This window comes from Chryseobacterium endophyticum (assembly GCF_056333165.1).
Genome location: NZ_JBWGXE010000009.1, coordinates 44,161 through 60,693 on the forward strand (window position 1 = coordinate 44,161; position 16,533 = coordinate 60,693).

Here is a 16,533-nt window from a genome sequence, read left to right on the forward strand (position 1 = left end):
ATTTATTTTTGCTGATTAATACACTAAATTAGTAATAATTTACATATTACATATTATTTTTTTAAAAAAATCAACAACAGACAGTTAAAAACACGGAAAACTCAATATTTACCTACAAAACTTATCGATTTCACTTTTTTATCATTAAATAGTGAAATAAATTTTATATTTCCAGACTTTTATAAATATCACATCTTCTTATATATACCAACTATCTGTAAATCATACGATTTATTTTTTTATTTAAATTTTAAATCACTTACATAGTCATAAAAACATTCAGTGAAGATTCTGTTGAAAAAAAATAGCGGACAGAAACCTGGCCGCTAAATTTATGATAAGGATTAAAAGTTATTTTTTAATTGCCTTTATGGTTTGTTTTGAACCATCTTTCATTTCTAAGGTCACTAAATACACTCCTTGTTTTAGTTCACCCAGTTGAAACTGAGATCCAGGATTTGCTATTGTTTTTACTAATCTACCGGCAAAATCCGTCACAAAAACATTTTTAACTTTTGAAACATCAGATATATTTAATACATCGTTAAATGGATTCGGATAAACCACTAAAGCTTTTTTACCACGTGAAGATTCATTTGTCGCCAAGACAGAAGAATCATACGCTGAAATCTGGAAAGCTCCGTCTGTTGCTGTAGAGAACCTCCAAACACTTACCAACAATACAGCACCAGGAGTCTGCCCTGTCAAGACGATTTTAGAGAAGTTACCATTACCCGTATCATCATCACAAGCTACAGAAGTCGTGGTATTACAGTCAGCAAACACAGATAAAACGGTATCCGTTAATGGAGAGCCTGCCACTGCATCAGTTTCAATGGTTAAACTACCAGAAGCAGGAACCGTAACTTTATACCATACATTACCTCCAACATTTGTAGGTGTAAATAAGCAACTTGCACCGAGTGCCGGCGTATTCGTAGCGCCAACGATAGTTCCGGTCACAGCATTTTGCGCAAAATTACCACCCGGAACTAAATTAACAGCATCTGAACAATTATCATTAGCAGGCGGAGGCGTAATGCTTATAGGCCCTACCCACGAACTCTGTGCACCACCACAGTTAGATCTTACCCATACGTAATAAGTAGACATTGAAGAAAAGGTCAATACTTTTGAAGTCGCCATTACAGCAGATATAGAAGCTGTAGTAGAAGCTGTAGGCGCAGTGTTTGTATTACTGTAATAAATGTCATATCCACTTGATGGAGCTACCGCTGGTGCTGTCCAGGACACTGTTGCTTGCGTTGTCGTAACCGAAGAAGAAACTAACGCTGTCGGGGTATCACAAGCCGGAATGGTCTCAACAATAAAATTATCCACAAAGAAATCATAATCTTGCGTATCGTCTACTGTACCATCGCTACCGTACATTGCAAAAATCACGTTAGTTCCTGTATAGGCACTCAGGTTAAGAATATAAGTATTGGTCGTATTAGTAGGAGCATTAGCCGCATTCCAGGTCTGAAGAACATTCCATGTCGTTCCTCCATTGGTTGAAACTAAAAGCTGCACAACATCATCAGATCCCATGGCACTTGGCGTAGTTACAAAAAAACCTGTCAATCCATAATCAAATTTAAGTCTGTATCCTCCCGCTGACAAATTGAATGTTGGCGAAAGCAGCCAGCCGTTTCTTCCTGTTGAAAAAAGATTGATTTTTGCTGCACCAGTGGAGCCTGAATTTAAGAATCCAGCTTCTACCCAGTAATTAGTGGTACCCGTTCCAGGACCTGTAGAAGGTGTTCCTCCATTGAGACGTGACCAGCAAGCTCCCGGGAATGGAGAAAAGTTATTTGTGTAGTTTGGTGTTAAAGTAGTACAAACGGTTGTAAAGTTTCTTACTGTACAGGATGAAGAAGTTGAATTTGGATTATAAGCATTAACCGTATAATAATAGGTAGTAGAAGTATTCAATGGCGTACCTAAAGTATAGGTTGTCACGTTTCCTAGATCTACGTTATTTAAAACATCCGTTCCTCCAGATGTCGTTCCCATAGAAATCTTATACCCTGTCGCACCCGCAGAGGCAGCCCATGTAATGGTAGGAGTTGTAGAAACACCCGTAGCGGCCGAGAGGGGAGCACTTACAGAAGGACAGCTGATATTTGCCGTCGTGAAAGCCCGCTCTGTGCATCCTGTAGAACTTCCTATAGCATTCTTCGAAATTACAGTAAGATAATATTGTTGATTGAAGTTAAGAGGAGCACCGGCAGGTATTGTGTAAGATGTAACATTACCAACATCAACTCCGTTCATAACGTCTGTACCTCCTGAAGTTGTTCCTAAATTAACAACATAGCTGGTAGCTCCGTTTTGCCCCAGAACGCCAGACCATGTAAAAGTAGGCGTTACTGAAACACCGGTAGCATTAGCCGTCGGTGATGCAATCGTCGTACAAGGAGGAGCAGCAACTGCAGCAGGATAGGTTACATCAAAACCAATTACAGGTCTTCTGTAATTTGAACTGGTGAGTGTTGCCGTAAAAGCACCTGTCGTATTCAGATACTTAGTGGTATTGCTATTTGTGGTAGAAATACAGGTTGTACCATATTCATAATCCCAGGTAATACTTGAAGAAGGAGCAGTAGTCTGGGTATACTCTAAATATACTGCTAAGTTACTCCCCGTCGTATACGCGAAATTGACAGAGTGAGAAAACTGTTTGAATCCGGCAGTAGCACCTACCGCCGTAGCAGGATCTGAATCATACACCAATGTCGCTGTTGAAATTTCAGTAGCCCAATCAGGCGAGCCCGAACCAAAATCTGTAGCAGATGTGTTTTTCAGATAAATTTTAAAAGTCGTGCCCGAAGGAAGCGATCCTGAAGTAGCAAGCCTTCTGAAATAGGTCCCTGTAATTGTACCCCCGCTTAGCGCAGAAATCTGGGAAGCAGGAAGAATAAATGCGGTTCTGTTTTTACTGTTAGCCGTCGAATTACTGTTCATGGGTCCGTACACATTAGACGAAACCCCCGTTAAACAGGTCGTGACCGTAAAATTTTGTCCCTGATATGTTTGACATGCAAATAAGCACATCAAAAACAGAAACAGTAAATTAAGTTTTTTCATACTCAGTTAAATTAAAATTAGGCGATAAAATTATACATAAATTACATAATATTAAAATTTAACCCAATTTTAATATTTAAAAATCAATAAAAAAGCCTAAAAAATGAATAAAATTAAATAAATGTTTAATTTTATAATTAAATTCTCAAATTAATGAATTATTTTAAATACTCATTCTCAAACATTTACAATGAAAAAAAATCCATGAGCTAACAAGCAGAATTACCATTTAACATAAAAAAATAATTTCTTTGATATAAAAAAAATAGCGGCTAAAAAAGCCGCTATCAATATCATAAATGAATTACAATCTATTTTTTGATTGTTTTAAAGGTTTGCTTAGAACCATCTTTCATTTCCAAAGTAACCAAATACATTCCCTGTTTCAATTCTCCAAGCTGAAGCTGAGATCCCGGGTTTGCAATAGTTTTCACTAAACGACCCGTAAGATCCGAAACATAAGCATTCTTAACATTAGACACATCAGAAATACTCAACACATCACTGAACGGATTCGGATACACTTTAATGCTGTTTTTAGCACCTTTGGTTTCATTTGTCGCCAAAACAATCGATGAATCATACGCAGAAATCTGGAATGCTCCATCTGTCGCTGTAGAATACTTCCAAACACTCACCAATAGAGTCGCGCCCGGAGTCTGTCCTGTTAATTCAATTTTAGAGAAGTTACCATTACCGGTATCATCATCACATTCGATAGAAGTGGTAGTACCGCAATCAGTAAATACAGACATCACAGTATCCGCCAGAGGAGAACCAGTCACCGCAGCAGTTTCAATAGTCAAGTCACCAGAAGCAGGAACTACTACGGAATACCACACATTACCTCCTACATTGGTAGGCGTAAACAGACAATCAGCAGTCAAAGCATTAGAATTTGAAGAGCTTAACGTTGTTCCTGAAACAGCAAATTGGTCAAATATCGAACCTACAGTCAATGGCACCGCATTTGAACACTCGTCATTTGAAGGTGGCGGAGGAAGAGTTCCTACACAAATATCAAATGTCGCGGTTGTAGTTACCGTAGAAGAGTAAGTCCAAACTCTTACTTTGTACTCCTGGCCAACTGTTAATCCGGTTAAATCAACAGAATCAGGATCAGTACAAACGACCTGTACTAAATTTCCGCAATCACCACTATAAACAGCCATTGCCATATCAGTAGATCCTGACACATTAGAAAGTGAGATTCTATGGGCAGTACTGGTAGCCGTAAACTTGAACCAGACATCATCATTCACCCCATTAGGACCACAACTTGGCGCTGTTTCCGCGGACGGACTTGCAGCGATCGTCGTTCCTGAAGATGTAGTACCACACAACAAATCAGGATTTACAGTTAATGTTATCGCACCTGCACAATCATCATTGGAAGGAGCAGCAACTGTTGTAAAAGAGATCTCTGAACATCCCGTAGCGTCACCAACAGCATTATACGGGGTTACGGTCGCATAATATGTAGTGCCGGCATTTAAATTCCCTGTGATATTATAAGTAAGCACATTTCCGGCGTCGATATTATCGACAACATCATTTCCTCCGGGAGATGTACCTACCTTTACTTTATATCCGTTTGCCGCCGCAACAAAACTCCAGTTTAAAACCCCGTCCGGATTCACTCCTGTAGCACCGCTTGTCGGCGAGGTAATCGTCGTACACGGTGGAGCCGTTGTAGGAACAGCATCTACCACAAATGTATCTGCATACAATTGATATTGATCCGTATCCGTTGCATGAACAGCAACATACACCGTTTGACCCGCATAGGCCGACAAACTAAATGTCTTCTTCGTCCAAGTTGACGGCGCCTTTTCCGTAGCCTGAAGTACCGTTGTGAAAGCACCGGCAGTCTGATCAGTCGTAGAGAGCAAAACCTCATAATTTTCGAGAAAAGAAGAACTTCTTGACTTTACATAAAAAGAAATCCTATCGCTTAAACCGGCTGTCACAGGAATAGCCTTTGTAATCAAATAATCATTATGAGCCGTAGAATTATACGTAATCGACGCAACATTAGCTCCTGATTGCGCAGATCCGGCACCCGGGGCCCCAAATACCCAGCCATTGGCGCCTCCGTTATTGATAACAGCCCAACCAGAAGGCATCGTGGTATCGGCATCAAAGTTTTCTGTCCATTGCCCAAAACTTAAAGCAGGCAATCCCAGAATAAGGAATAACAGTTTTTTCATTCGTTAGTAAATTAAAATTAGGGGATAAAAGTATTAATAAATTATATAATATGAAAGGTTATGTTAATTTTTTTAATAAAAAATCATAAAAAATATTAAATAAATAACTAATAATAATCAATTACGTTAAAAAACATTATTATTCTAAATTAAATGATATATTTACAAAATTGATTATCAACAACATATAAACTAAAAATCCGAAAATCAATCATTATTTCACCTATTTTTAACAATAATCTATCAACAGTCTATTTTCTTTATATACTTATGTTTCACATCATAAATTAATCGTTTAACAAGTGTTTAGTATTAACGAAACTATCACAAACAAAAAAAAGTGACTTTAAAAGCCACTTTTTCATTACGTTTTAATTGAATTTAATTTAAATAAAATTCATATTTATTCAGCAATTGAATCTCCTTAATAAGTTCACCGCTAAGATTGACCGAATGTTTCATCGACTGTACTTCGAGATGCTCCACCTTTGAATCATCGTCGATATTTTTAATATAAAACTTCAACTTCTGATTCCCCTGATTTCTTTCAAGAACCGTTCTGAAAAAAGTAAGATCCTCGGGCCTGAAATCCATGACATCCATCACAAGAGAAATGCTCTTGGCAAATCTCTCGAATGCTTCCTGAAGCTCGATCACGTCATTTACATTCACAAAAACCCTTCCATCTTTCACTTGGGCAAATTTAATTTTAAAGATCACGAACCGCTGAACTTCGAGTTTTTCCTTCAGTCGCATATAATCACGGTCACCAAGCCTGAAGGAATAAGAACCTGAATAATCCTCCAGGGTTACAAAGGCAACCTTTTCGCCACTTCTGAAACCATCCTGCACACGATATTCGGTAATAAGACCTGCTACGGTATATTCTTTTCCGCCGCCTCCATTTTCTCTTTCTTTCTGAAGCGTTTTCCAGTCTTTTTTCTTTTCCTCGAAAAGCTCTTCCTGCTTGTTGGCAAAAGCCTGTTCCTTATATGCATCCACCTCATCAAGATTCAGAAAATGAAAGATACCTTTAGGTTCCGCTTTTTTGGTAACTTCCTCAACAATTTCTTCTTCACCGGCCACCAATTCATCGGAAACGATTTCCACAAGATCAGCAACATCCGGTACATCCTGTTCGAGAATAGGAGGTTCGTCAATAACTATTTTAATCTCTTCTTCTTTCTCCAAAACCGCCTTTTTAGACAATTGACCCTGCATGAACTGGTATTGAAACTTAAACTCATCCAGCGGATGCGCAGAAAGATAAAACCCAATGGTTTCCTTTTCTTTATTCAGCTTGTGCATATTCGGCCATTCTGGACACGGCGGCAGTTTCGGCTGCTCGATCTGAACTTCTTCCGCAAAATCTGCAAACAGCGAATTTTCCATTTCATTTTTACTTTCCTGGAAACTCTGCCCGTATCTGATCAGTCTTTCCAGATTTGTTCTTCCCGCCATATCAATATCGAAGTACTGACCTCTGTGAAAGGAATCCAGCTCATCAAAAGCTCCTGCCAGAACCAAACTTTCCGCCACTCTTTTGTTCATCTGAGAAGGAAGAATTCTTTCAAAGAAGTCATAAATATTTTTAAATCTTCCGTTTGCCCGCTCTCTTGTAATGGCTTCACTCGGTCCTTCCCCAATACCTTTGATAGCTCCTAAACCAAAACGGATCTGTCCTTTTTCGTTTACCGAAAACTTATACTGAGATTCATTCACATCGGGACCCAGAACATCCACTCCCATACTTTTACAGTCCTCCATAAACATGGTGATCGAATCTGTATTGTTGATGTTATTACTCATCACACTTGCCATGTATTCTGCCGGGTAATTGGCTTTTAAAAATGCAGTCTGATAAGCAATAAACGCATAACAGGTTGAGTGGGATTTATTGAAAGCATATTCAGCGAATGCTTTCCAGTCGTTCCATATTTTTTCTAATCTTTCTTCATCAAGATTGTTTTTTCTTCCGCCTTCAATAAATTTAGGATACATTTTATTAAGAACATCAATCTGCTTTTTTCCCATTGCTTTTCTTAGCGTATCGGCTTCACCTTTTGTAAAGTTGGCCAATTTCTGGGACAAAAGCATTACCTGCTCCTGGTACACCGTAATTCCGTAAGTTTCTTTTAAATACTCTTCAGTTTCCGGCAAATCATATACAATCTCCTCGATCCCGTGCTTCCGGTTGATAAAGTTCGGAATATATTTAATCGGGCCGGGGCGGTAAAGTGCATTCATCGCAATAAGGTCAGCAAAAACCGTTGGCTTAAGCTCTCTCATATACTTTTGCATTCCGGGACTTTCATACTGAAAAATACCGATCGTCCTCCCTTCTTTAAACAGCTGATAAGTTTTAGTATCGTCCAAAGGAATTTCATCAGGATCAATATCGACACCATGTCTTTCTTTAACGAGCTTAAGTGCATCTTTAATGATAGTCAGCGTTCTCAATCCCAGGAAGTCCATCTTCAGAAGGCCCGCACTTTCCGCAACTGAGTTATCAAACTGGGAAACCAGAATATCCGCGTCTTTCGCGGCAATCGTTACCGGAACCAGATTACTGACATCTTCCGGTGTAATGATTACTCCACAGGCGTGAATTCCTGTATTCCTGATACATCCTTCCATTTTTTTCGCACTCGCCAAGACATCATGACGGGGATCCGAAGGACTGTCGAGAACAAATCTCATTTCATCAACAAGCTGCTGTTCTTCCGGTTTTAATTTATCGTATTTCGCCAAAGCTTTCGCAATATTCATCCCGGGTGTGGAAGGAATCAGCTTGGCAATATTATTCGTATCAGGAATCGGAACATCGAGAACCCTTCCGGCATCTTTAATGGCTGATTTACCTCCCAGAACCGAATACGTAATAATCTGTGCCACCTGGTTCTGTCCGTATTTATCGATTACCCATTTGATGATCCGGTCACGTCCTTCATCATCAAAATCAATATCAATATCCGGCATGGAAACCCTTTCCGGGTTAAGGAATCTCTCGAAAAGGAGATCGTATTTAATCGGGTCTACATTCGTAATTCCGATACAGTATGCTACCGCGGAACCTGCTGCCGAACCCCGTCCCGGACCAACCCAAACTCCCATTTTACGGGCTTCATTACAAAAATCCTGTACAATAAGGAAGTATCCCGGATACCCTGTATTTGCAATAACTTCAAGTTCGAAATCAAGACGCTCTTTTATGTCTGCCGTAATGCCGTCAGTTCCATATCTTTTCCTGGCCCCTTCGTACGTTAAATAGGTGAGATAAGCCATCTCACCACGTTTTCCTCCATCCACTTCATCTTCTGCATGAACGAATTCCTGTGGGATATCAAATTTTGGAAGAAGAACATCTCTCTTTAAAGTGTAAGGTTTAAATTTTGCAGTAAACTCTTCATAAGCATCAAAAGCATCGGGATATGCTAAAAAAGCTTCTTTGATTTCATCTGAATTTTTAATATAATACTCTCCTGTTGCAAGACCTCTTCTTTTACCAAAGCCCTTACCTACCGGTGTTGAAAGTTTTTCCCCATCTTTGATACAGCTTACGATATCCTGGATATTGGAGTCGTCTTTATTGGTATAAAACGTTTCGTTCTGCGCTAAAATCTTAACATTATATTTATCTGCAAAGTGAAGGAGAACATCATTCAAATGTTCTTCTTCAGGCAGCTTATGGTTCTGGATCTGAACATAGAAATCATCCCGGAAGGTATCTTTCCACCATTTGAAAAGCTCCTCCCCTTTCTGTTCCCCGGTATTTAAAATCGCATCCGGAATATCACCGTTGATACCCGAAGTCAGAGCAATCATCCCTTCTTTATATTGTGCGATCAATTCCCGGCTTATCCTCGGAACTCCAAAATAAAATCCTTTGAGAAAACCGATACTTGAAAGTTTCGCTAAATTTTTATATCCGTTAAAATCTTTTGCCAGCAAAACAACCTGCGTTCTCCTGTCGGGATCATCCTTAGTAAACTGCTTTTGCTCATACCGGTCGGATATATAAAACTCGCAGCCTACGACAGGAATCAGCGGTTCTGAAACCGGCTCTGTTTCATTAAAAACTTCACCTTTTTCTTCAGCTTCCTGTTTTTTTGCTAAATATTCTTTATATTTTTTCGTCCTGTCGCCATTTACACTTTCTACTGCAGAAACGAATTTAAAAGCTCCCATCATATTACCTAAATCCACCATTCCGACGGCCGGGAAATTATCATCAGTAGCTTTTTTAATCAGATCATTAATGCTGGAAGTCGCCGAAAGAGTAGAGAAAACACTGTGATTGTTAAAATTGAAATATTTCCCGAGATCAATCTCATCAATACTTCCGAAATCCTGTTGTTTTTTCTTATTGTTAAAATCAGCAACCTGCCTTCTGATAACAATATTGAAAGGTTTTATAGGATCCGGATAAAGTGTCTTGAAATACGTAAGCTGATCTTCGGAAATTTTCAAAACCTCCGAAGGAATCACTCCGATCCTCATCATTTCGAAGAAAACCTGGGCAGTGGCATTTACGTCAGCCGCGGCATTATGGGCTTCGTCGAATTTATGTCCGTAAAGTTTCTCATAAAGCTCCTCAAGTTTTGGAGGTTTAAATCTACCGCCACGACCTCCGCCAAGCTGGCAGAAATCGGTCCCCAGAACCATCGTGTCGGCTCTAGGCTTTTCCTGAAGATTATCCTTAATATTTTTGCGGTAAAATTCTGCCCCGACAATATTATAGTCGAACTCGACATTATGTCCGGAAACAACTCTTACTTTCTCTAAAACTTTAGAAAATTCATTTAAAATTTCAGTAAGATCGCGACCTTCCTCATTGGCTATTTTTGTCGTAATCCCGTGAATTCTTGCGGCGTTGAAAGGAATATCGTATCCTTCCGGTTTTATAATATAATCCTGATTTTCAATTAATGTTCCGTCATCATCATGCAACTGCCACGCAATCTGTACCATTCTTGGCCAGTTGTCTGAATCTGAAAGCGGAGCGTTGAAATTCTTCGGTAAACCTGTGGTTTCTGTGTCAAAAACTAAATACATGTATTTTTCTAGCTTTTATTAAAAGAGAATGTAAAGTTACTTCATTTTTTATTGCTATACTATTTTCAGATTGTTTTTAAAATAAATATCAAATCTGCTTCAAAAAATAGTTTTAAGAATACAGATCGATTTGCTAAAAACATTAAGATTAATTAAAATTTTATTAATATCAATTATCAGATCTATAACTATTTTTTGAAAATTACATATTTTAATTACATTTGTGATGCAAAATTTTATAATTACTAACCGGCATGAAGAAAAGTCTAGTCTTTATTAGTACATTACTCATCACTTTAATTGGCGCACAGAACAATGATGCCTTGATGAGAGAGTTTGAGATACAAAAAATAGAAAACAATAAGAAATTCGACAGCTACGTATCTAAAAAATACGGCGAAAATAAATCCCCGGAAACATTAAAGGAAATCGAAGAGCAGAGAGCTAATCTTGCAGGGTTCGATCCTGACGGCAAACCCTATTTTCTTAAAGCTGAAGATATGGATCAGATCAAAAATTCAAATTCGGATTTTTTACAGAATGGCACTATAGGAGGACTAACAGGTTCATTTAATGGAGAAGATATTAAATTCACTGTTTTTGACGGTGGAAGAGCATTTGCAGGCCACGTTTTTTTCAACAATCTCCCAAACAGGATCACCAACAAAGAAGCCAGCACCATGAATTTCAGTAGTCATGCCACATCTGTGTGCGGGTTTATTGGAGCAAAAACCTTTAGCCAGAACGTAACGTTTACGGATGGCTCCAGCAGATTAATCAATTTCCAGGGAATCGCAAAAAATTCTTTTATTGATTCCTATGCATTTGCAACAACACAACTCCCGGGTCTTTCAACACAAAGCACGGTTTTTCAAAAGATCCTAATAGCCCAGCCAAAAATATCCAATCACTCATACGGTTCAAATCAAGGATGGGATGTAAAAACAGTCAACGGAACCAATGCATGGGTTTGGAATGGCGCATATGGCAGCCCTAATACATCCTTTGATTTACAGGGAACTTATTTCACAAGTGATCAAAATTACGATCAGATTGTCTATACCAACCCTTCATATATTATTGTTAAATCATCAGGAAATTATTTCGGTTTAGGACCTGACTATCCAGGAACGTCAACATTTCCAAAATATTACCAAGATAATACGGGTACAATGGTTGAGTTTGACTCTACAGACACACTTCCTATAACAAATTGCAGCCCCGGATACGACTGTATTGGTCCTGGTTCTTTAGCAAAAAACATTATCGTCGTTGGAGCGACAGACAGAATTGTTATAAATAATGGAAGATACACTACCGCAAGTGATGTTGTGCATTCTGATTATAGTAGTGCCGGCCCTAGAGATGACGGAGGTATTAAACCGGATATCACAGCAGTAGGCACAAGAGTAGGAAGTGCTTCAACAGCAGAAAATTTAGTAGGAAGCCAATCTATAACAGTTGGAGACGGCACGTCATTTTCAGCTCCTGTGGTAACGGGGATTATTGGGCTTTGGACACAAATCAATAAGCAATTGTTCAATAATGAGGAGCTGAATGCAGCTTCTGCAAAAACGTTAATGATTCATTCTGCTGCCGAAGCAGGAAACGTAGGCCCTGATCCATTATTCGGGTGGGGATTTATTGATGCTAAAAAAGGGGCTGAGCTATTAGTTGGAAAATCTAATGGTTCAGTTATTTTTAGTAATGAAACCCTCAATAATGGAGGAAATAATAAAAAATCGATTGTAGCAGCCGGAGACCAGCCGATTAAAGTAACGATCTCATGGATCGACCCTGAGTTTAAAATAACTTCCAATCTTTGGTCAAACCTATATAACAACAGAAACTCAAGACTCGTCAACGATTTAGATCTTAGGGTAATTGATAATGAAACCGGAACAGTTTATTTACCTTGGAAGCTAAATGCAACAAGCCCAAACACCGCAGTTAAAGGTGACAACACAGTAGACAACGTTGAACAGGTTGTTATTGACAACCCGGTTGCTGGCAGAACTTATCGAATTGAAGTAACCCATAAAGGAACTTTGGTAAATAATGCAGCCTCGCCGGTTACAAGTCCTCAGAATTATTCCATCATAGCAACAGGATACGGCTCAATTCTGGGCACGGCAGAAATTACAAATTCAGCCAGCGGAATTATAATATCACCTACCCTTACTAAGGATTTTGTTAAAGTTCTTAAAGCTCCATCGAAGTCTACTTACAATGTTTATGATCTTTCGGGTAAAAAACTTCAAAGTGGAAGAATCAGTAACGGCGAAACTTCTGTAGATTTATCTTCATACATCAAAGGAATCTACATTATAGAGGTAAAAACAGATCGTGACACCATCTCTAAAAAGGTGATTAAAGAATAAAAAAAACAGCTTTTTCAGCGGCATACAAAACAAAACACTAACGATTGTTAGTGTTTTGTTTTTTTGTTTATCTTTGCTTTCTATGGAAAATACACTTCACGAAAAAGTTTCCCAGGAAATTTTGCTTAAAGCCTACAACCATATGATGCTTGCCAAAGCAATGGCAGACATTTACGAGGAAAACAGAAATGTTACCAAATATGTTCACAGCACATCAAGAGGACATGAAGCGATTCAGCTGGCCACTGCTTACCAGTTGAAAAAGGAAGACTGGGTTTCTCCGTATTACAGAGACGAAAGCATCCTATTGGGAATAGGTTTTGAACCTTACCAGCTCATGCTTCAGCTATTGGCAAAAGCCGATGATCCTTTTTCAGGAGGAAGATCCTATTACGCTCATCCATCAAGCAGGGATGAAAATAAACCAAAAATCATTCACCAGAGCTCCGCTACCGGAATGCAGACGATTCCTACAGCAGGCGTTGCGCAGGGAATAAAATACATCCAGGATTTTAATCTTCAGCAATTTGAAAATAATCCGGTCGTAGTATGCAGCCTCGGAGACAACTCCGTAACAGAAGGTGAAGTGAGTGAAGCCCTTCAGTTTTCTGCCCTGCATCAGCTTCCCATAATTTTTCTGGTTCAGGATAATGAATGGGGAATTTCCGTAACGAAAGACGAAGCCAGAACCTGTGACGCCTACGATTTCGTAGCAGGATTTACCGGATTGAGCAGAATGAGGGTTGACGGAACAGATTTCATTGAAAGCTTTGAAGTGATGAAAAAGGCGGTCGATTTTGTGCGTAACGAAAGAAAACCTTTGGTAGTCTGCGCAAAAACCGTTCTCATAGGTCACCATACTTCAGGAGTCCGTAGGGAATTCTACAGAGACGAAGAAGATTTAGCAAAACACAGAGCTAAAGATCCGGGAGAAATCCTCAGGAATCAGCTGCTGGACTCAGGAGTTGATGAAGAATTATTAAAACAGATCACCAAGAAAGCGCGTCTGGAAGCAGAAGAAGCCTTTGAAAGAGCTCAAAATGCCGAAGACCCGCAACCTCAAACCGTTATGGACCATGTTTTCGCGCCCACTCCGATTACTGAAGAAGTAGGAACCCGTGAACCGCATGGTGGTGAAAAAATAGTAATGGTAGATGCCGCCATCCACGCCATTCAGGAACTGATGTGGAAGCATCCGGAGGCTTTGCTATACGGCCAGGATGTCGGAGAAAGAATCGGGGGTGTTTTCCGGGAAACGGTTACTTTAGGAAAAAAATTCGGCAGCAAAAGAGTATTTAATACTGCCATTCAGGAAGCTTACATCATCGGTTCCACGACCGGTATGAGTGCCGTAGGATTAAAACCGATTGTAGAAGTACAGTTTGCCGATTATATTTATCCGGGAATCAATCAATTGATCACGGAAATTTCAAAATCAAGCTATTTAAGCCAGGGAAAATTCCCGGTAAGCAATATCATCCGTGTGCCGATCGGCGCCTATGGCGGAGGAGGTCCCTACCATAGCGGGAGCGTTGAAAGCATCCTCGCCAACATCAAAGGCATAAAGATCGCTTATCCTAGTAATGCTGCAGATTTTAAAGGACTGTTAAAGGCTGCATATTACGACCCGAACCCTGTTGTCATGCTTGAACATAAAGGTCTTTACTGGAGCAAAGTTCCGGGAACAGAAGATGCAAAAACGATAGAGCCTGCCGAAGACTATATTTTGCCTTTCGGTAAAGGAAAAGTGATCATTGAAGCAGATAAGGATGAAACGGAAAAAGGCAGAACTTTACTGGTCGTTACTTACGGCATGGGAGTTTACTGGGCCAGGGAAGCAGCGAAAAACTTCAACGGGAGAGTGGAGGTTATTGATTTAAGAACTTTAATTCCGCTTGATGAAGAACTGGTTTTCGAAAGGGTAAAAGAACACGGAAAATGCCTCGTTCTTACCGAAGAGCAATTAACCAATTCCTTTGCAGAGGCTTTTGCACATAGAATCTCCAAAAACTGCTTCAAATATCTTGACGCGCCGGTCGAAACTATGGGATCCCTTGATACACCGGCTGTTCCGATCAATCTTGTGCTGGAAAAAGCGATGCTCCCCAATGCTGAAAAGCTGAGTGCGAAAATCGAAGAAATGCTGAAATATTAATTCAGGAAAAATAAATGTAACCTCTAAAACTTTTTAGAGGTTTTTTTGTACGCTTTTTGTTACTTTGAATAATCCTTATAAAAGCGTACTCTATATGATCACTACAAAATATGTCAATTACAAACAGATTCTTAATCTATCAGGATTTCATGTAATCCTTATTTCCATCTGGTGTACATTGATTGCCGTTCTCTTTCATTTTTTTCACTGGAACTGGATGATCATTCCCTGGGTTCCGGTGGCCCTTATCGGTACTGCCGAAGCGTTTTTAGTTGGTTTTAAAAACAACCAGGCTTACGACAGATTATGGGAAGCCCGTAAAATTTGGGGAGGTATCGTCAATTCCAGCCGAATGCTGGGATCTATGGTATACGCTTTTGATGCTGAAAATGAAACCATAGGAAAGTTTGAACTTGAAGACCGGAGAAGAAAAATTGTATGCCGCCACATTGCATGGCTGTACGCCTTCAGGGATCAGCTTCTCATTCCTACCGAATGGGAACATATTAAGGTTGAAGAAGAACTCACCAAAAAAACCGATCACAGACGAAACCGCCTGATCAAGGCAGGATTCCCGGATTACATGAGAACGCCTTTATTTCTTAATAAATATTTATCCGAAGAAGAAGCAGAATCAAGATCTCATTACAAAAATTTCGCCACCTATCTCATTGCCCAGCAATCCAGGGACGTCAATGAGTTGAAAAATATGGGCGCTATTTCGGAATTCAACCAAATGCAGCTTCAGGATTGCCTGAACGAATTTTACACTTTGCAGGGACAGGCCGAAAGAATCAAAAAATTCCCATTGCCAAGACAGTTTGCCAGTACGGCTTTTGTATTTAATGTTATTTTCATCATGCTCCTCCCGTTAGGATTGGTCAGTGAATTCGCGCAGTTGGGAGATTGGGGAATCTGGGTTTCTATCCCTTTTTGCATCATGATCGGCTGGATGTATATCATCATGGAGCTTGTGGGAGACTATTCCGAAAACCCTTTTGAAGGATTAATGTTTGACATCCCGATGTTATCAATCTGCCGAACCATTGAAATCGACCTTTTACAGATGACCGGAGAAACAGAATTACCGGAGCCTATTGCCTCTAAAAACGGTGTTCTGGTTTAAAGCTACATTTATAAAACAATGACCGTCGTATTTTTCACCTCAGAGATCATAAAGGAACTGTGGGTGCTTGCAATATGTTTTAAAGTAGTAAGTTTAGACAACATAAAATGACGGTAGTCTTCCATGTCTTTAACGGTGATCTTTAAAATATAATCATAATCCCCGCTTACATGGAAACATTCCGTGACTTCCTGTAAATTCAGGATCTCTTTTTCAAATTGCAGTACATATTCCTTTTTATGCTGGGTCAGTTTTACGTGGCATAATACCGTGAAATTCCTGTCAATTTTCTGACGGTCAAGAAGAGCTACATATTTAGAAATAACTCCTGTATTTTCTAATTTCCTAACGCGCTCATAAACAGCAGTAACAGACAGACCCAACTTATAGGAGAGTTCTTTGGTGGTTTGTTTCGAATCTTCCTGTAAAAAATAAAGCAGTTTTTTGTCAATATCATCCAAAGCCATAGATAAATTTTTGTTAAAAGTTTACATTAATCAAATATAATAAACTTTA

7 protein-coding genes are annotated in these 16,533 nt (G+C 39.4%); 3 read left to right on the plus strand and 4 right to left on the minus strand.

Annotated features, from left to right (window positions below; all coding sequences use genetic code 11):
- Positions 1–351 precede the first annotated feature (351 nt).
- The 3 genes from AC0N32_RS17250 to dnaE all read right to left on the minus strand — a co-directional run bounded on the left by AC0N32_RS17250 (position 352) and on the right by dnaE (position 10,355).
- Positions 352–3,090 carry a T9SS type A sorting domain-containing protein gene (locus AC0N32_RS17250; protein ID WP_476395082.1) on the minus strand — a complete coding sequence of 913 codons (2,739 nt, stop codon included), beginning with the start codon at positions 3,088–3,090 and terminating at the stop codon, positions 352–354.
- Positions 3,091–3,401: 311 nt separating this feature from the next.
- Positions 3,402–5,300 (minus strand): choice-of-anchor J domain-containing protein, encoded by a 1,899-nt coding sequence (locus tag AC0N32_RS17255; RefSeq protein WP_476395083.1) that lies wholly within the window; start codon positions 5,298–5,300, stop codon positions 3,402–3,404.
- Positions 5,301–5,681: 381 nt separating this feature from the next.
- Positions 5,682–10,355, minus strand: coding sequence for a DNA polymerase III subunit alpha (dnaE, locus tag AC0N32_RS17260; protein WP_476395084.1), 4,674 nt, complete (start codon positions 10,353–10,355; stop codon positions 5,682–5,684).
- A gap of 254 nt (positions 10,356–10,609) precedes the next feature.
- Here dnaE and AC0N32_RS17265 point away from each other — a divergent pair, with 254 nt between their 5' ends.
- The 3 genes from AC0N32_RS17265 to AC0N32_RS17275 all read left to right on the plus strand — a co-directional run bounded on the left by AC0N32_RS17265 (position 10,610) and on the right by AC0N32_RS17275 (position 16,017).
- Positions 10,610–12,736, plus strand: coding sequence for a S8 family peptidase (locus AC0N32_RS17265; protein WP_476395085.1), 2,127 nt, complete (start codon positions 10,610–10,612; stop codon positions 12,734–12,736).
- A gap of 82 nt (positions 12,737–12,818) precedes the next feature.
- On the plus strand, positions 12,819–14,891 hold the full coding sequence (locus AC0N32_RS17270) for an alpha-ketoacid dehydrogenase subunit alpha/beta (RefSeq protein WP_476395086.1): 2,073 nt from the start codon (positions 12,819–12,821) through the stop codon (positions 14,889–14,891).
- A gap of 94 nt (positions 14,892–14,985) precedes the next feature.
- On the plus strand, positions 14,986–16,017 hold the full coding sequence (locus AC0N32_RS17275; protein ID WP_476395087.1) for a bestrophin family protein: 1,032 nt from the start codon (positions 14,986–14,988) through the stop codon (positions 16,015–16,017).
- An 8-nt stretch (positions 16,018–16,025) separates the two neighbouring features.
- Here the strand turns inward: AC0N32_RS17275 and AC0N32_RS17280 are convergent, their stop codons facing one another.
- Positions 16,026–16,484, minus strand: a complete 459-nt coding sequence (locus tag AC0N32_RS17280; protein ID WP_476395088.1) for an Lrp/AsnC family transcriptional regulator — start codon at positions 16,482–16,484, stop codon at positions 16,026–16,028.
- Positions 16,485–16,533 lie beyond the last annotated feature (49 nt).